General features: G+C 32.2%; 15 protein-coding genes, 1 tRNA gene and 1 pseudogene. 10 read left to right on the plus strand and 7 right to left on the minus strand.

Annotated elements, in window-relative coordinates; translation table 11 throughout:
• Together ACX0HA_RS17310 and ACX0HA_RS17315 are read left to right on the plus strand one after the other, a co-directional pair.
• Positions 1–108 (plus strand): annotated as a pseudogene (locus tag ACX0HA_RS17310) (PorP/SprF family type IX secretion system membrane protein); the annotation flags it as partial.
• A gap of 21 nt (positions 109–129) precedes the next feature.
• Positions 130–1,995 carry an OmpA family protein gene (locus ACX0HA_RS17315; protein ID WP_458846565.1) on the plus strand — a complete coding sequence of 622 codons (1,866 nt, stop codon included), beginning with the start codon at positions 130–132 and terminating at the stop codon, positions 1,993–1,995.
• 210 nt (positions 1,996–2,205) lie between these two features.
• Here the strand turns inward: ACX0HA_RS17315 and ACX0HA_RS17320 are convergent, their stop codons facing one another.
• Positions 2,206–2,658, minus strand: a complete 453-nt coding sequence (locus tag ACX0HA_RS17320) for a 6-pyruvoyl trahydropterin synthase family protein (RefSeq protein WP_458846566.1) — start codon at positions 2,656–2,658, stop codon at positions 2,206–2,208.
• A 106-nt stretch (positions 2,659–2,764) separates the two neighbouring features.
• On the opposite strand from ACX0HA_RS17320, the gene ACX0HA_RS17325 reads away from it, so the two are divergent.
• Positions 2,765–3,391 (plus strand): 2OG-Fe(II) oxygenase, encoded by a 627-nt coding sequence (locus ACX0HA_RS17325; protein WP_458846567.1) that lies wholly within the window; start codon positions 2,765–2,767, stop codon positions 3,389–3,391.
• On the opposite strand, the gene ACX0HA_RS17330 is transcribed toward ACX0HA_RS17325, so the two are convergent.
• A complete protein-coding gene (locus tag ACX0HA_RS17330; RefSeq protein ID WP_458846568.1) occupies positions 3,392–4,162 on the minus strand; it encodes an enoyl-CoA hydratase/isomerase family protein in 771 nt (256 codons plus the stop codon).
• 119 nt (positions 4,163–4,281) lie between these two features.
• On the opposite strand from ACX0HA_RS17330, the gene ACX0HA_RS17335 reads away from it, so the two are divergent.
• From ACX0HA_RS17335 to ACX0HA_RS17365, 7 genes are all read left to right on the plus strand, one after another.
• Positions 4,282–4,355 (plus strand) — tRNA-Ala (locus ACX0HA_RS17335).
• Between the two features lie 309 nt (positions 4,356–4,664).
• Positions 4,665–6,311, plus strand: coding sequence for a class I SAM-dependent DNA methyltransferase (locus tag ACX0HA_RS17340; protein WP_458846569.1), 1,647 nt, complete (start codon positions 4,665–4,667; stop codon positions 6,309–6,311).
• Positions 6,308–7,696, plus strand: a complete 1,389-nt coding sequence (locus ACX0HA_RS17345; RefSeq protein WP_458846570.1) for a restriction endonuclease subunit S — start codon at positions 6,308–6,310, stop codon at positions 7,694–7,696. Before ACX0HA_RS17340 ends, ACX0HA_RS17345 begins: the two co-directional genes overlap by 4 nt.
• Positions 7,693–9,336, plus strand: coding sequence for a restriction system-associated AAA family ATPase (locus ACX0HA_RS17350; protein WP_458846571.1), 1,644 nt, complete (start codon positions 7,693–7,695; stop codon positions 9,334–9,336). The genes ACX0HA_RS17345 and ACX0HA_RS17350 overlap by 4 nt, the downstream gene beginning before the upstream one ends.
• Positions 9,337–9,392: 56 nt before the next feature.
• Positions 9,393–10,361 (plus strand): hypothetical protein, encoded by a 969-nt coding sequence (locus ACX0HA_RS17355; RefSeq protein ID WP_458846572.1) that lies wholly within the window; start codon positions 9,393–9,395, stop codon positions 10,359–10,361.
• 61 nt (positions 10,362–10,422) lie between these two features.
• Entirely contained in the window at positions 10,423–11,763 is a 1,341-nt protein-coding gene (locus ACX0HA_RS17360) for a hypothetical protein (protein ID WP_458846573.1), read from the plus strand.
• A gap of 276 nt (positions 11,764–12,039) precedes the next feature.
• The gene (locus tag ACX0HA_RS17365; RefSeq protein WP_458846574.1) at positions 12,040–12,843 is read left to right on the plus strand and encodes a hypothetical protein; all 804 of its coding nucleotides are present in this window, start codon (positions 12,040–12,042) and stop codon (positions 12,841–12,843) included.
• A 65-nt stretch (positions 12,844–12,908) separates the two neighbouring features.
• On the opposite strand, the gene ACX0HA_RS17370 is transcribed toward ACX0HA_RS17365, so the two are convergent.
• The 5 genes from ACX0HA_RS17370 to ACX0HA_RS17390 all read right to left on the minus strand — a co-directional run.
• Positions 12,909–14,300 (minus strand): DNA primase family protein, encoded by a 1,392-nt coding sequence (locus ACX0HA_RS17370; protein WP_458846575.1) that lies wholly within the window; start codon positions 14,298–14,300, stop codon positions 12,909–12,911.
• 1 nt (position 14,301) lies between these two features.
• The gene (locus ACX0HA_RS17375; protein WP_458846576.1) at positions 14,302–14,580 is read right to left on the minus strand and encodes a helix-turn-helix domain-containing protein; all 279 of its coding nucleotides are present in this window, start codon (positions 14,578–14,580) and stop codon (positions 14,302–14,304) included.
• A 77-nt stretch (positions 14,581–14,657) separates the two neighbouring features.
• Positions 14,658–15,398 carry a hypothetical protein gene (locus ACX0HA_RS17380; RefSeq protein WP_458846577.1) on the minus strand — a complete coding sequence of 247 codons (741 nt, stop codon included), beginning with the start codon at positions 15,396–15,398 and terminating at the stop codon, positions 14,658–14,660.
• A gap of 3 nt (positions 15,399–15,401) precedes the next feature.
• Positions 15,402–16,661, minus strand: coding sequence for a tyrosine-type recombinase/integrase (locus tag ACX0HA_RS17385; protein WP_458846578.1), 1,260 nt, complete (start codon positions 16,659–16,661; stop codon positions 15,402–15,404).
• A 241-nt stretch (positions 16,662–16,902) separates the two neighbouring features.
• Positions 16,903–17,661 (minus strand): T9SS type A sorting domain-containing protein (locus tag ACX0HA_RS17390; RefSeq protein ID WP_458846579.1); only part of this gene is annotated, 759 nt, incomplete at its 5' end.

Raw genomic sequence — 17,661 nt, forward strand, 5'->3', positions numbered from 1 at the left:
CATATCGTGTCTGACCTGAAAGTGACTACACCTGCCTCTCACGAGATCATGCTGTTGTTTGACCTGAACTTCCCTAAGAAAGTATCTCGTTCACCTCGTTATTTCTAATCCTAAAGCGACTTAAAGAAAATGAAGAATTTATACATCACACTTGGTCTTGTACTTGCTACCATGGCAATGACAGCCCAGACAAAAGAGACAGAGAAGGCCGACAAGTTATTTGCGAGGCTTGATTATATGGATGCTGCCAAAGAATACCAGAAACTGGAAGGCAGCCCTTATGTTTACAAACAAATTGCGGATAGCTACTACAACATCTTTAATTCTAAAGAAGCTGTACAATGGTATGCTAAAGCAACTGCAACTCCTCAGGACGCAGAGACTTACTATCGTTATGCACAGATGCTTAAGGCAGAAGGCAAATATGAGGAAGCTAACACGCAGATGAAGAAATTTGCATCAATGGTTCCACAGGATCAAAGAGCGATAATCTTTAACCAGGATCCTAATTATCTTCCAAAACTTAAGTCACAGACTAAGCTTTTTGATGAGAAAGTACTTGACATCAATGATGACAAATACGGATCATTTGGTGGTGTGCTTGCAGATGACAACAATTTCTATTTTGCATCTACACGTAACACGGCTAGAAAGAAATATGGTACTAACGAAGAGCCATATCTGGATATTTACAACTCGACTTACAATGCTAACGGTACTTTCAGTGAGCCTACACCGCTTTCTGAGCTGAATACCAAATGGCATGATGGGCCCGTAGCTGTAAGTGCAGATGGTAAAACAATGTATTTTAACAGTGAAAGTTTCAACGAGCGCAAGCAGTTTGAAAGAGATAAGGAAATGAACCTTAAGATTGGTCAGGTATTCCTTTACAGAGCAGTTAAAGATGGTGACAAATGGGGCGAGGCTCAGTTATTGCCTTTCAATAGCAAAGAATGGTCTACGCAGAACCCTTCAATAAGTAAAGATGGCAAATGGCTTTATTTCTCATCTAACAGAACCGGTACACTTGGTGGGCAGGACATCTGGAAGGTAGAAGTAAAAGGTAACAATAGCTATGGTGAGCCTGTAAACCTTGGTAATAAAATAAATACTGAAGGTAAAGAAAGCTTCCCTTTTATTACAGATGATAACAAGCTATACTTCTCTTCTGACAGGCCTGGTGGTCTTGGAGGTCTTGATGTATTCGTTGTTGATCTTAACAAAGGAACTGATGCTAAGAACGTTGGTGCTCCTGTAAATACAGGAAAAGATGACTTTGCATTCAGTTTTAATACGACTAAAAACATTGGTTTCTTTTCAAGTAACCGTACAGGTGTAGACAAGCTTTACCTTGCTACTCCGGTATGTGGTGTTGAGGCAGTTATCGTGGCAAGAGATGCTAAAACCGGAAAAGTACTTCCGGGTGCAAGAGTTGCAATTCTTGATGACAGAAACAACGTAATAGAAACAAGGACAGCAGGTGCTGACGGTAAAGTTGATTACAGCATTGACTGTAACAAAGCATATACTGTTCAGGCATCGGCAGAGGGTTATGTAAACAACAGCTTCCCTATAGCTAAAACTAACGGTGGCACTGTAAATGTAGATGCAAACCTTGATCCGGTTGAAAAAATTATTGTTGATGATGTTATAGCTCTTAATGAGATCTTCTTTGAATTCAATAAGAGTAACATAACTAAAGAAGCTGCATTTGAACTTGACAAAGCTGTTGAAACGATGAAAAAATACCCTAACATGGTTGTTATGGTTAAAGCTCACACGGATAACAGAGGTTCAGACAAGTACAACATGACACTATCTAACAACAGGGCTAAATCTACAGTTCAGTACATCATCTCTAAAGGTATCGCTAAAGAGCGTATCTCTGGTCAGGGCTATGGTGAGAGCGTGCCTAAGGTTAATTGTGGTGAAAACTGTACTGAAGAGCAGCATGCACAAAACCGTCGTTCAGAATTCTTAGTTGTTAAGAAATAATCACACACAGATTTCGTCTTAACAAACCAATTTTATAGATGAGAATCCCGCCTTATGGCGGGATTTTTTATTTGTGGCAATAGAATCAGCTGTAGGGTGTCGTAATAAATATCATGCCTGTTACAGGAATGTGTATTAAAGAATAACGTAATATTATGGTCAGCCAACGATTGAAATAAAAAAAAGCCTCAGTAATGAGGCTTTTAAATTTTATAGATTATCACTTTGGAACCATTCGGCGAAGGAAGTTTCGGTTTCCTGAAGGCGAAGTGAATGGAGTTGTATATTGTCTGGTAATCTTTTCCTTATCTTATCGGCAAAGTCAATTACCATATTCTCGCTTGTTGGCTGGTAGTCTACCAGGATAACATGGTGTCCGCGTTTTTTAAGCTCGTTGGCGAGCTCTACATGGGGAGTGTTCTGGTTGAATACCGTAGCGTGGTCAAAAATGTCTACAATGTCTTCTTTAACAATTTTTTTCAAATCGCCAAAATCAATCACCATTCCAAATTTTACATTGGTGCTGTCGGTTATAGGCGAGCCTATTACTGTTACCGAAAGCTTATAGCTATGACCGTGCACATTTTTGCATTTGCCGTCATAGCCGTATAGTGCATGGCCTGTTTCGAAAGTAAACTGTTTGGTAATCCTGATTTTACTCATTGTTATGTATTAAGCCTGCAAATTTACTAAATAATATGCATCATTTTGATTTATTATAAAGCTATCGGTTTTCAGAGTATCTTTGACTGTTTATATTTAATTACACATGGACGATTTGCAGTTAAACCCGTTGTATGAAAAGGTTATAGATGACCTTATGGAGAAGAAATACAGTGTTATAGACGACTTCTTTACAAAAGAAGAAGTGCTTGGCCTGCGTACTTCCCTTTTAGAAAAATATGATGAAGACAGGTTTAAGAAATCGGCAATAGGCAATCAGGCTAATGAAAAGATAATAGATGCCGTAAGGGGAGATTTTATCCTTTGGCTTAATGAACAAAATGCATCTGGTGCCGAAGCGCATTTTTTTAACAAGCTAAACGATTTTAAGGATTACCTGAACCGAACTTGCTTTATGGGTATAAACGAAAAGGAATTCCATTATGCATTATATCCTGAAGGGACCTTCTACAAACGTCATCTTGATACCTTTCAGAATGATAGCAGACGCAAATTATCGGTTGTTTGCTACCTGAATACTGAAGACTGGAAGCCTGAATATGGCGGAGAACTCACTATCTATCTCGATGATAATGGATCAGAAAAGGCAATAGATGTCTATCCCGTTCAGGGCAGGATGGTTGTTTTTGAAAGCCAGGTACTGGAGCACGAAGTGAAACCCGTTAAAAGGGAGCGCCTTAGCATTACCGGCTGGCTAAAGACAAGAGGCTAATTATTTCTTGAACTGCGCCAAAGCATTTTTGGTAAAGTTTGAGAGCACCAAACGTCCGGATATTTTAGCCCTGTCTGCTAAAAGTGTATCCCAGTTTTCTGTGCCTTCCCATAGCACTTTTTTCATGTCAGCTAAAGCCTCAGGATTGTAGGAAGCTAGCTTCTGTGCAAAGATATCCAGTTCATTATCCAGCTCTTTTATATCTTCAAAAACTTTGGCATAAAGACCTTTTTCCTGGGCCCAGTAAGCATTTTTCCATTCATGTGCTGCCAGTGTCATTTCAGACAAGGCTGCCTTGCTCATTTTACGCTCTACAGCGGGAGCAATTACAAACGGACCTATGCCAATGGTCAGTTCAGATAATTTCACTGCGCTGTTTACGGTAGCCAGCGCATAATCGCAGGCTGCAGCTATGCCTACGCCGCCGCCAACAGCTTTGCCGTGTATGCGGCCAACAATAAGTTTAGAACATTTGCGCATAGCATTAATAACATTGGCAAAACCAGAGAAGAATACAGCGCCCTGCTCAAGGTTTGAAACTGCTAACAATTCATCGAATGAAGCGCCGGCACAAAAAGCGCCTTCACCCTCACTTTTAAGAATAATAACGTTTACCTGAGCATTGTTGCTAAGTGTGTTCAGTTCATCCGTTAGGCGTTGCAGTAGCTCGCCTGGAAACGAGTTGCTTGCCGGATGGCCAAATTCTACAGTTGCAATACTGTTATCGATCCTTGTATAGAGAGAGCCGTTCGGCCTGGTGGTAGTTGACATTGTAAATTATTTTACGGTAAAAATAAACCAATTGCCGAAAAGGGGAATACTTTTTTAAAAGTTTGTAATTTGAAATTTGTGAGTTCGGAATTAAATAGATTATATTTGCCTCACTTAATGGGGATGTAGCTCAGCTGGCTAGAGCGCTTGCATGGCATGCAAGAGGTCGTGGGTTCGACTCCCATCTTCTCCACATATTAAAACTGCAATTCATTTTAAATTAAATGATTGCAGTTTTTTGTTTTATAAATATGTACGATTATTGTACGGCTGGCTTTACGGCTACTTCTCAGATATGTTTTTAGTTACTGTAAGACATTATTTTCACTCAAGCAATATGTTGCGTACTTCGATATAAAAACACTTGGCACATCTTCTAAAAGTGTTATAAAAATTGTTTTATGTTTTATCCAAAAGGCGTCCGAGATATTTGCTCTTTCGATTCTTATCATTTGCAGCAATAATTTTCTAACTTTACCACAAACACATTATTGAATATATTATGCTTACTTCAGATATAAAAAATAAAATACAACTTCTTTGGGACAGACTATGGGGTGGAGGGTTAACAAATCCAATTAGTGCTATAGAGCAAATCTCGTATTTACTTTTTATGAGGCGTTTAGAAAAATTTCATCCAGAAATTGACGATAAATATAAATGGAGTTCCTATAAGGATTTGGAAGATATAGAACTTAAGGAAAGAATAAATGAAGTTTTTACATTTATTCAGAATGATTTGGCAAAAGAAGAAGAACCCTTTGCTATTGAAATGAAAAAGGCAAAATTTGATATAAATACTCCTTCATTAATTGAAGATGCTGTAAAAATCATCGATGATATTTTTATAAAAATTGAGGAAGAAGAAGCACAAAATCAGCACTTTCAAGATATTCAAGGTGACGTATATGAATATTTACTAAAGGCTACAAATGAAGCTGGTAAAAATGGACAATTTAGAACGCCAAGGCATATAATTCAAATGATGGCTGAATTGCTAGCACCTAAAATTGAAACTGATACGAAAATATGTGATGTAACTAGTGGGACTTCTGGATTTCTTGTTGGTGCATTTCAATATATTCTCAAAGAGAATTCTAAATACAAAGAGTTAGATGAGGATAATCACTTGGAAAAGGGTTTAGATGGCTCTAAGTTATCATCTAAAAGAAAAGTTCAATTATTAGAGGACACATTTATTGGATATGATATAGATTCCACAATGGTCAGAATTGGGATGATGAATATGATGATGCATGGAATTACAAAGCCTAAGATCACTAATATTAATACTCTATCAGATGAGTATGAGAGATCAATGCACCAAAAAGAGGTAGATAATATAAAAACAGATGATTTAAATGAAACAAAGATTCAGGGGAAAATAAGACTTATAAAATCTATAAGCACAGATGTTTTAAAGGAAAATACATACGGCAAAGAATATTATAAATATATACTAGCTAATCCTCCATTTGCTGCTAAAGTTAATAGTAGAACAATTAGTAAAAATTTAAATCGTATTTATGATATAAAAGAAGATGCTAAGAAAGGACAAACATTGCAGACTGAGCTACTTTTTTTAGAACGTATTATATTTATGCTAAAAAAGGAAGGCAAAGCTGCGGTAATTGTGCCAGAAGGAGTTCTTTTTAATTCTGCTAAAGCTTATAAGAAAACGAGAGAGATTTTGTTAAAAGATTGTGATTTAGAGGCTGTTATATCGATGCCTAGTGGGGTATTTAATCCATATACAGCTGTAAAAACTTCTATATTGCTATTTACAAAGAAACAATTTAAAAGTGAAGTTTATAATACTAACCGTGTTTGGTTTTATGAGATGAGATCGGACGGATATACATTAGATACGAATAGGAAAAAAATTATTGGGGATTTTCCCTTAGTTGATACCATTGACGAATTTAAAACAAGAGATACAAAACCTCAAGACGATTTAAGGTTACAACATTTTTATATAGACATTGAAAAAATTATAGAAAATAAGTTTGAATTAAATTATACTAAATATTATGAGATTAGTTATATTCCTAAAGGATATGACCCTCCCCAAAAAATACTATCACAATTAATAAAACTTGAAGAAGAAATTTTTGAAAATTACAGTGAACTAGCGAAGATAATTGAATGAGAGTAGAATATCTATATAACCTTTGCGAAATAATTGGAGGAAATCCAAATCCTCAAATCGACAGTGCTTTTTCAAATAGTGAAGGAGTTCCATTCGTGAAGATGAAAGATTTGGGGAAATATCATTTGACAACAAACTTGGTTGATACTGAAAAAAAAATTAGTTCAGATTATGCTGAAAAAAAATCTTATAAATTAATAAAAAGTGGTTCTGTTCTGTTGCCAAGAAGTGGGTCAGTTTCACAAAACCACCGCGCTATTCTAGGTGTAGACGCATATATTGTTAGTCATATTTTTGCTTTAGAGATTATTGATAATACTCTAATAAATAATTATTATTTATATTACTATCTTTTAAATTTGGATTTAGGGTTGATAGCAAATAAAACTACAGGTATTGACTCTATAACAAAAGAAAGACTTGGATTAATTAAAATACCAATCCCTCCCATAGATGAGCAAAATAGAATAATCTCTATTTTGAAGGTAATTGAGGTATTAAAAGAAAAAAGAAAGCAAAGTATCAATAAATTAGATAGCTTATTAAGATCTGTATTTTTAGAATTATTTGGTGATCCTATATCTAATTCAAGAAATTGGAAAACAATAAAAAAATTATCCGAGCTAGGGGACTGGAAATCTGGAGGTACTCCCGATACCAATATTGATGAGTACTATATCGGAGATATTCCTTGGTTAAATTCGGGTGAATTGGGTAATGTGTTTGTAGAAGAAAGCAAAAAGAAAATTTCTAATGAGGCAATTAAAAATTCTAATGCCAAGATAATTCCCGTTAATAGTATACTCATTGGAATGTATGATACAGCAGCTTTTAAAATGAGCATAAACAAATTTGAATGTTCTTGTAATCAAGCAGTAATGTATTCGAAACTGGATGATGAGAATTATACACTTTTTGTGTATTATAGTCTTAATTATTCAAAAGAATATTACCTAAGTAAAAGAAAAGGAGCTAGACAAATGAACCTAAATTCTACTTTTATCAAAGAAATTGAAATTTTTCTTCCAGATGGAAAGGAAGGATTAAATAATATCAATAAGTTCAATTTTTTTCATTCTTTAGTGGAGTCTCAAAAACAAAAAATTAAACATTCAAAAAGTGTTATAAATACTTTATTTGAATCTTCTTTAGAATTATCATTTGTTGGTAAAAAAGTTGAATTCGATGAAATTGAAGATATGATAAATAACACCGAAGAGTTAAATGATTTGATCTCATTGTTTAAAAACAACCAATTTGTCAATCAAATTGATTACAACATAAAAAAAGATTTATTGTTTAAAATTCTTGAAAAGTCAGAGAAAAATAATTATGGAATTTCACAGGTTTTATTTGATAATGAAGTTGAATTAAAGATTAAATGAAACTAGTAAAGCTAACAATATTAGAAAAATTCCGAAGTTTATTCAAAGGTTTTACATTGAACTTCAGAGAAGAGGAGCCAAATAATTCTTGGATCGAATTTCATCCATATTGTTTTGCGGGTTTAAACGGTAGTGGCAAATCTAATGTTTTAGAGGCCTTAGCAAATATATTTTACCATTTAGAATGTTGCACTTTAAATCCAGAATATTCATCATTTCTCAAAAATGATTTTAATAGAATAAAATCTGAGCCAATATCTTATGAATTAGAATATTATATAATTCCAAAGGACTCCGCAAAAAAATCTGTAAAAGATTATATAAATGTTGTGATACGTAAAGGATTAAATGAGGCACCTCAAATCAAGATCAAAGCTCAGGATGATGTCGGTGATCAAAAGTTTGAAGAACTTACAATATCTATAAGGAGGTATTTACCCGAGTTAGTTATAGGTTATTCTTCAGGGGAAAATGAAATTTTAAGTCTGCCTTTTGTCAAATCAAGATTGTTGCAATTAGACGAATATTTATATCATTTAAGAAATAGAGATATTATAAAGTTAGATTATGATTTAGAAATAAAACCTGAAAGTAGCTTAATATATATGGATTACCATATGAGCCAAGCAATACTATTATCTAATTTTCTTTTACAGTCAGACGACACTTTAAAACCAATTAAAGATCAACTCGAAATTGATAAGCTCCATAGTTTTAGAGTCGTAATACACAATCATAAATTATATTTTGAAGATGATGATCCAAATGTTGGTTATTTACTTCCGTTAGTAAGAGATACAATAGATAAGCTAAGATCCTGCTCGACGGTAAATTATATTCAAAAGAGTAATGAAAATGAAGAATTCGAATTCCTAGATTTTTTTGTTAATTCGGCTACAAAAGATGCTTTTAAGGAATTTTTTGTAACACCGATTAAGCTATTTAAAGCTTTTCAAGTACTTTCATTACTTAATTTACGAGTGGTCGATAAAGTACTCAAAGATGAAATTTATAAGTCTGATAGCCTGTATGCGATGTATAAAATTCCTTCATTTAAGGAAAATCAACATATTTTTCATTTTAATTTATTTAAAATTAAAAAGAATGGGTCTGAGGATGAAATGCTATTAAAAGCTTTCTCGGATGGCGAACACCAATTTCTGCATACTATGGGAATCTGTTTAATGTTGCAGGATAAAAATACGTTATTCTTATTAGATGAGCCTGAAACTCATTTCAATCCTGAGTGGCGTTCTGAATTTATCACCTTACTGAAAAATAGCTTGAATATGAGTGGAACAAATCATTTAATGAGAGATGTAATTTTAACATCTCACTCTCCTTTTATAATATCAGATTGCTATCCTAATAAAGTGATTGTATTTGAAAAGGGAGAACAACCTAAAAATGCTATTGACTTAAATCTTGAAACGTTTGGAACTTCTGTGAATATTATAACCAATAAAATTTTCAAAAAGAAAAATACTATAGGTAATTACGCTTTGACTAAAATTGACGAATTTAGAAAAAGAAGTTTAGTGGAAGGAAATTCTGCTGAGCTAATAAACGAAATCAATGACGAATTAGGCGATTCAATAGAAAAATTAATTCTTATTAAAGAAATCTCCAAAAGAAATTAATTATGATATATCATTATCAATATATTAATAGTCAAATATCGAAGGGGCAATCCTTTGTGAACTACATTGTTCTTGAAGTATTGTGTAGGGCTAAGAAACCAGGAATGCCGAATGTTTTTGATAGCGATAGTGTTATTGATAAATACAAAAATTTGGTCAGTGTAAATTCTAAATATATAACTACACCTCTCAATAGTGCTTACCAAATTTGTAAAGATTTAGAAGTAAATGATATAAAATTACTAAGAAAGGCTTTGCATAACAATATAAATATAAAAGGTATTTGTGAAGGAAATGTGAAGCCTATTTTGTTTTCTGATATAAAAATAATTAATAAGGATTTGGCTAATTATTTGTACCAATTTTCAAAATATCTTTATACCGATGTAATGAAGTTAAAGGCCTTTACAGATTTGTTTGGCGAATTAAAAGATCATTATGTTGAATTTTCTAGGCTTAATGAATTTAAGTCGAAAAGATGTCCCTATTGCGGTTTTGCAAGGATGTTAAATGAATACAATACAAAAAAAGAGGCATATGATCATTTTTTTCCTAAAGAGCAATATCCTTTTATAAGCCTTCATTTTATGAATTTAGCACCTATGTGTCATACTTGTAATTCGGCTTATAAATCAAGAAAAAACCCTATAGATATTAAAAGGTCAGGGATGCAAAAGAAGGTATTTTATCCATTTTATAATTATGGAAAAATTAATCTTGATGTTAATCTTCTTAATATTAATATTGAAAATATAGTTCCTAGTGAAATCGAAATAAATAATAATCTTCCAGGTCATTCGGATGAGATTGAATCTTGGGAAGAGATTTTTAGTATAAAGGAAAGATATAGAAGTATTTATGCGGGCGATTGTTTTACATGGTTTGAGGAAGCAAGAATAGCATTTAGTGATTTTGGTGAATCATATAGTAATTACAAATCTCATTTAGATAATAATTATTACAGCAATGAAAATTTTATGAAATTGGCGGCACTTCAATCTTTCGAGAGAATCGGATTAATATAGTATTGAATTGATACAGCAAAAATATAATCACAATACAAATTTAGATTTTATCAAGTCTTTTATGGACGATAAGATTGGCACGTTAAAAAAAATAGGTTCTCCCCTCGACGGAATAGATAAGGTAAGTTTAAAATTTATAGCTAAGAAATTTAGATTTGAATTTGATGCAAATAAATACTTTAGTAGAAAAAAGAAACTGGATTTAGTTGAAGGGATAAAAAAAGTGGAGTTCGAAGATGAGAACAAACACTTTATTCTTGGAAATATCTATTTTGACGGTATTGCTGAAGGAGAAATTACAGATGCTTATAGCAAGGGATTTTCTAAGCGCAGAAAATTTTATTATAAATTAATGATACCGTTGTCAAGAAGTATGAACTTTCATTTTACGCTTGATACATTATCTTTCTCAAGATTAGGTACATTAATTAAACTATTTGAGGAGGACTTGGCTGTCATTCAAATCAAAGATGATAATGAGAATCATTTTTTGGTTATAGTATCAAAAATGAAACAATCATACGAAGAATTTGCAGATAAAACTTTTGCAGTAAGAGTTGCGCTAGGATATGTAACGGGTCTATTTGCTGGTAATACAGGATATTTCTTTAGTTATTCAAACAAAAAATTGGAGAATTTTATTCATTTTTATTATTGCTCTTTAAGAAGTGAAATAAAAACCTTTATGAATCCAATTAATACAAATCCTTTTGCTTGGATACTACATGACCAGAAAAATGCAGACAAAATATTAAAACAAAAAAAGCTTAGAACACTCTCTCAAGAAGAATTTTCAAAACTATGTAATTTGTTAATGAAAAATGATAGTTTGTTAGCTACTTTATTATTGATTATAGAGTCAGGAAAAGCAAGTTTGATATTTAGGCCTAGTGGGTATGCTATAGCTTTAGAATCTTTAGCACAAATTATTTTAGGAGATGATGTTGAAAAAAATTGTCCTATTACATCTAAGCCTTTAAGTAGAAAATTCAGAAAAGAGCTAAATGAAGTTTTGGATAAGTACGTGGAAAATGAACATTTTAAAGACGTGGATACTCTTAGAGGAAAGATAACTCATATAAATCAAGTTACTAATAAAGAAAAACTAACTAAGCCTTTCAAATTACTGTCAATTAATATCGACAAGGAAGATGAGATCGTTATAGGCTCAAGAAACGATTTTTTACACGGAAGAGTACCGGACTATAAAAAACTTGGAGATGGTCGTTCAATAGAGTTAAAAGATAAGGATTTACACTACGCATCTTTAAGACTATATACTCTCGTAAACTTATTGATTTTTAAATTTATCGGGTTTGATAATTATCTAATCAATTTTGCTAAAATATACGAAAGGCATACTGGATATAAACTTAAGGAAGAATATTACAGGAAGGCATAATCTTAAGTGGATTTAAAAGCCTATTTTAAAAGATTGTTATAAATTTAGCCCATGAAATAAACGAAATAATACATATCGGCGTAACCTTATTCTTGTTAGCAAAACCGACCAAGTTATAATATACACAAAGGATAAGAATTGCACACGCAAAGGCGTGGGCTTTCTTATTATGTGTATGCGTTCTTGGTCGGACGTTGCTAGCAGATAGGAAATGTCCCACGCTGTTTCATTTAACTAACCTCTGTTTTGGGATGTTATAGAGTAATAAATTCAAAAATGAAAAAAATAATTTGTGTTTTGGTCACTCTAGGATTAATGTCATGTAGTAATCATCAAATATTAAAAGAAAACGTCACCGCGAACATTGATAGAATGCAGGTTAAGTTGTCATCAAAGGTTAGTAAAGAAGAGTTGATAGACCTTGCAAATGAGTTGAGAGAAGAAAGGATGAATTATGATAAATTATGGATTAATTTTTATTTGCCTGATCTTCTTCCTGATGAATCTGGGAACGGAGCGTGGGCAACTGCAAGCTTTACACCGGAATTAGAAATTACAATTCTAAGAGGCAAAAACTTAAATAATGAATTTGTATCTGAAGCCGCATTTCCTAAATATACTAGCATAGTCGATATGCTTAAAGCCTCAGGCGATTTCAAAGAAAATTGTATAGAAGACCTCTCTAAAAATAATAATACTCATGTCAGAGTTAGTAGTGAATTTCTGAATACAGAGGATAAAAAGACTATAACAAATCAAGTTAAAAGAGATTTGGTTTATGTAATATTTCAAACTTTTGCTCAAACAGATTTAGATAACATTACAATTACATCTATCCCAATTCTGAAAACCTCATTCAATCCAAATAGCAAAGATCAAGGTAAACTTGAAAACACTTATGGTGTTACCGCTACTGCTACCCGAGTTAAGGCTATCGGAATACTAAAAAAGCATTTAAATATATCGTCATTTAAAGAACTATATACATTAGATGAAACAGTTTATTTACCAAACGAAAAATTTGAAAGATTGAAATTTGGAAAGCTTGATGAAGTTTTCAAAGACTTCACAAATAAATAAGTTCTTTTTTAAATTACACATCCAACACATACTGCAACTTTGTGCTGCTTGTGTTGGATGTGCTATTATAAAATATTTCTTTTTTGAATGTAAAATATTTGTCCAGTGCGTGTTTTTACCTTTTTAAATCCAATCTTTTCTAATTGAGGAGAGAATATTTTCATCGATTTTACTATCACGCCGTTCTCAAAGCAATATGATTTGTAATGTCCATAGAGGGTACTTGCGGCAATAGTTTCAGTGGTAGAAGTTATATATTCCTCATCATCAAGAAACATTAATATACTGTCACTTTCAAGCTGATATTGTTGGACTTGTTTTCGGATTATATCACTTTCAGTAAATTTCTTATTTTCTAGCAGCCTATTTAATCCTGATATAATCCAATTAAAAACACCTGACAATTCATTTTCTATTATTTTTTGAGCTAATTCTTTGTCTTGTTTCTCTGGAGGGATGGTCGTTTGGAAAGGGATAATTAAAAATCTTCTGAAATAAGCATGAGTGTTTTCTACTTCAGAAGGTAATTCATTACAATTAAAAATTAATCGAGCATAGTCTTTAATATTATGTGGTTTGCCATATGGTAAACGGGCATCCACGCTCTCACCTGAAGATAGCTGCTTAAATACACTTGTTTCTAGTTTGCCATTTATTTCACTGGCATAGTTAAGTAACTTATTTGCTATCATTGCACGAGAATATCCGTTTCTCTCCGTTAATGATTGCAAAGAATAGCTAGTGATGTTTTCCAAGCCTAACAGAGCGTTTACGATCTCAAATAAGACACTTTTGCCGTTTGCTCCTGTTCCATATATAAGCAGGACTTTTTCTAGCTTTAAAACGCTATTTTTAATAAAGATATATCCTAAATATTCGGACAATACATTTTGTAATTCTGAGTGAGGTAAAACTTCATTAAGAAAGTTAGTAAATATTGGAGAGGTGGCATTGGGGTTGTATATGAATGGTAGTTGGTATGTCAAGAAATCGCCTTTTTGAAATGAACGTAATATTTGTTGGTGTTTACTTATCTCAAAAGTTCCATTTTTCAGATTTATAAGAGTTTTGTTTTGAGGTCTTATTTCCTCTAGACCTGCCGCAGACATAAATTGTCTAAGTAATTCGTCTTTAAATTGATAAAATTTTGATTCATATTTATCAATTCCCGATTTTTCAGCGACTTCACCTAAGAAGTCTTTAAATAAATCTATTTCAATATGTTCCCAAAATTCACCATTGTAGAGATAAATCATTTCATTTTTACGGCATAGGCTAAATTTTCTTTTATTAGATTTTTCTAATAAATTTTCAATTACTGGAACTAAATGGTGTTTTTTTTGAAGTTTTATTTTTTCATCGGATTTTTCAAAATAATTTCTGAAATCTATTTTTTCGATATCATCTAATAGACATTGTAGTAAGATTTGAGAATCCATATTTAATTCTGCTCCCATTTTACTTTTTTAAAGGTCTTAAACATTGGACTAATTCGTTTTTCTTATAATATCGGCGATGGCCAATACCATATGCCTGAACTTTCCCTTTATTAGTCCAATGCCATAATGTACTACTATCAATCTTTAAAAATTGATAGGCTTCTTGGCGGGTTAAAAGTTCTTCAGAGTCGTTTTGATTTAGATTTTTTTTAAAATCTTCGAGCTGATTTTTTACACCTTCATTTATTAGTTCTACTAATGCTTCGGGTGTTGTTTGAATAAATTGGAGTGTCTTCATTGTATCTATTTTGATGGCAAATGAAGACTCGGAAGATGTGTTTTAAAAGAGGTATAAAATGTGTTTTTTTTGGAACTTTATTTTGATTCAAAATTGATCCTATGAGAGTCAATAATTTTGCGTTCACGGTCATGATTTTGAGGGCGATCAAAATTCTTAATTTCAATATTACAAGTTTGTTTGATATAAGATATAAAGTTAGGTTTAGTGAATCTAAATTTGTCCCTATCTCTTTCAATAAGATAAAACCAAATGTTTACTAATTGAATTTTTTTGGATGTATAATAGTTATCAATGAGATATAAAAGTAACTCATAGCATGATCTCTCTCCAAAATTGGGATTATATTTTGGATAATCATTCTGCATAATAGTAATTTGATTTTTGGGTGCTAAATTTAACTTTGAGAGTTCTTCGGTTAAAAAATATTTAAGGTCTTGAACCTGCGTAATATTTGTTATTAAATGCGTTACCTCTTTTTTACTGTTATAATTTACATCCTTGTAAAATTCTTCTAACTCAAAATTACGATCGTGACCTTTTGAACGTAATTCTTGTTCAATTTCTTTTAGCTTAATTCCTAATATCGCTATTTTAGGTTTTAAGCGTTCAAATTCAATAATGCTCAGCGTGGTTTCCTCTAGGTGGTTAAATGTATTAATGATAAACAAATCAACTTCTAAATATAAGTTTTGGAGATATTCTTTGAATATCTCTTTATGTCCTTTTTTGATAGTGTATTCTTGATTAATTTTTTCAACCAAGTTGGTTGCCCTGTCAGTAAGATTTGACGTATAATAATGATAATTATTAATCATAACCTATTTAATGTAATTAGTTAATTCCATAGCTATATCCTTATTGCTCTTTCCAATATATTGCAGAAACATTGATTCGGTACTATGCCCTGTCACGTAAGTTAGATATGAAGTTGGTATTTGACCGTAGTTATTTGTTGCAAACGAGCGTCTTCCTATATGTGAACTAACTAATTCCCATTTCTCAAACATACCTGTGTCTTTTCTGAAAATTTTGCTGTTAGGTGTGAGTTCACTTTTTTTACTTCCTTTTACAATTTCAGTCAGTCCAGCTAGTTTACACACCTCTTTTATATAGTCATTATATTTTTGATCTGATATTGATTTAGGAAAATCGCCATTTCTTTTCTTGAGTATGTTAATTACTTCTGGCCATAAAGGTACTGTCATAATCTTATCCGTTTTTTTCTGTGTAAATTCAATTAAGGGAACTAAATTGTCATATTTATTTTTTTCGTACCTAATCAGATTTTTATTGAATCTCATAAAATCAGAAATTCTTTGTCCTGTAAAACAACTTATCAGTAGCCAATCTTTAGCATTTTCTAAATAAGCTGGTAAATCCACTTTTTTTTCAATTGCAGTAATATCTTCAGGAGTTAAATATATATTATCTGTTTTGACATACTTTACTTTAATATTATCTAATTGAAAATTTGTTTCAATACCATTAAATTTTGCATGCTTACATATTGTTTTTATAAATCTGATCGCTCTTGCAATTGTATTTGGGGCATAATTATTTTGCAAGCAATAATTCTCGAAATCAAGTTTAAAATTATTGTCTACGTTGGATATGTAAATGGTTTCTTTGTTCTCCTGATATCTAATAAGTAATTGTTTAATGACCTTACATTTTTTTATTGTGCTTTCAGTTACTTCAGATTTTTTAAATTCAATGTAAGTATCAATGTAAGGTATTAGTTCCTTTGGTATAGTTTTTAATTTTACAGGGTTATAATATAAATCCATTTGATTAACTAACCATTCTTTACTAATGGTTGCAGGGTTGGATTTATGGAAAGCATTTATAATATAATTTTCAATCTTGTTTAATTCAGTTTTAACGTCAGTTTGTAGATTTGAAATTTCAATATCTTTCGGACGCTTTTGTGTATGCTGCTTTTCCCAATATTCTTTAGTTACTTCATACTTGGTTTTTGTACCATATACAAAGTCTTGTTCGTCATGTCTGTAAAGTAATCGTACTATTAAGTGTGCTTTTTGTTTAGTAGAACGATATAGAAAGTTAACCGATGCCATTATCATTTAATTTTGTACGATAAATGTACGGTGGAAGGCAAATACCTACAAATTAAATCTAATCCTTTCAAATAAATATTATATTTGTTCAGGCTTAATCCTTTGTAATAAAGGGGTCTTTGTTGTGGCTAGTCGGTTTATAATTGTACTGTTTTTGTACAGCGATAGTCCCATCTTCTCCACAAACAAAGAAGCCTTACTTTTCGTAAGGCTTCTTTTATTTATGTTACCGCAGGGTAATTTATTCTTTTACAATTTTCTTTGTAAATGTTGATTGGCCATCAGAAAATTTAAGAAGATACATTCCGTCTGCCTGATTGCTCAAATCGATTTCCTGTAGATTTATTAATGAATTTTGGTAAACTCTCTGTCCTTGCAGATTGAAGATCTCTAGTGTGTAATCCTGTGCAAGTTCACCTTTCAATTCCAGTTTAAATATACCGTTTGAAGGGTTTGGATATATAGAAATCTGGTTAGCAGTGTTTTCAAAGCCAACAGTACCTAAAGTTGAGGAGTTGTTAAGATACACTTTCCAGTATTTTTGCTGACCGTTTAAAAAGGGGTCATACTCATTATTAGTCGCCGGGTTTTCGGTATGAATCAAATCCGGTTTTAAATCTCCATTCATGTCAACAACAACATGGTAGTCATATGCAAAACGATGTTCATACTCATCCAGTACAACCGGAATATTCCATTGTGTTGCTGTAGCGCTGAATCCTGAACCATTACTAAGATACACTTTCCAGTATTTTTGCTGACCATTTAAAAATGGATCATAATCATTATTAGTCGCCGGGTTTTCAGTATGAACCAAATCCGGTTTTGAATCTCCATTCATATCAACAACAACATGGTAATCATATGCAAAGCGATGCTCATACTCATCCAGTACAGCCGGAATATTCCATTGTGTTGCTGTAGCGCTGAATCCTGAACCATTGTTAAGATATACTTTCCAGTATTTTTGCTGCCCGTTTAAAAACGGATCATAATCATT

This window comes from Flavobacterium hauense (assembly GCF_054457175.1).

Bases quoted from the DNA above. Each gene is read 5' to 3' on its own strand.
- ACX0HA_RS17365 (WP_458846574.1), top strand. From the start codon at position 12,040: ATGAAAAAAATAATTTGTGTTTTGGTCACTCTAGGATTAATGTCATGT.
- ACX0HA_RS17320 (WP_458846566.1), bottom strand. From the start codon at position 2,658: ATGAGTAAAATCAGGATTACCAAACAGTTTACTTTCGAAACAGGCCAT.
- ACX0HA_RS17340 (WP_458846569.1), top strand. From the start codon at position 4,665: ATGCTTACTTCAGATATAAAAAATAAAATACAACTTCTTTGGGACAGA.
- ACX0HA_RS17370 (WP_458846575.1), bottom strand. From the start codon at position 14,300: ATGGGAGCAGAATTAAATATGGATTCTCAAATCTTACTACAATGTCTA.
- ACX0HA_RS17315 (WP_458846565.1), top strand. From the start codon at position 130: ATGAAGAATTTATACATCACACTTGGTCTTGTACTTGCTACCATGGCA.
- ACX0HA_RS17375 (WP_458846576.1), bottom strand. From the start codon at position 14,580: ATGAAGACACTCCAATTTATTCAAACAACACCCGAAGCATTAGTAGAA.
- ACX0HA_RS17385 (WP_458846578.1), bottom strand. From the start codon at position 16,661: ATGGCATCGGTTAACTTTCTATATCGTTCTACTAAACAAAAAGCACAC.
- ACX0HA_RS17360 (WP_458846573.1), top strand. From the start codon at position 10,423: ATGGACGATAAGATTGGCACGTTAAAAAAAATAGGTTCTCCCCTCGAC.
- ACX0HA_RS17350 (WP_458846571.1), top strand. From the start codon at position 7,693: ATGAAACTAGTAAAGCTAACAATATTAGAAAAATTCCGAAGTTTATTC.
- ACX0HA_RS17345 (WP_458846570.1), top strand. From the start codon at position 6,308: ATGAGAGTAGAATATCTATATAACCTTTGCGAAATAATTGGAGGAAAT.
- ACX0HA_RS17325 (WP_458846567.1), top strand. From the start codon at position 2,765: ATGGACGATTTGCAGTTAAACCCGTTGTATGAAAAGGTTATAGATGAC.
- ACX0HA_RS17380 (WP_458846577.1), bottom strand. From the start codon at position 15,398: ATGATTAATAATTATCATTATTATACGTCAAATCTTACTGACAGGGCA.
- ACX0HA_RS17330 (WP_458846568.1), bottom strand. From the start codon at position 4,162: ATGTCAACTACCACCAGGCCGAACGGCTCTCTCTATACAAGGATCGAT.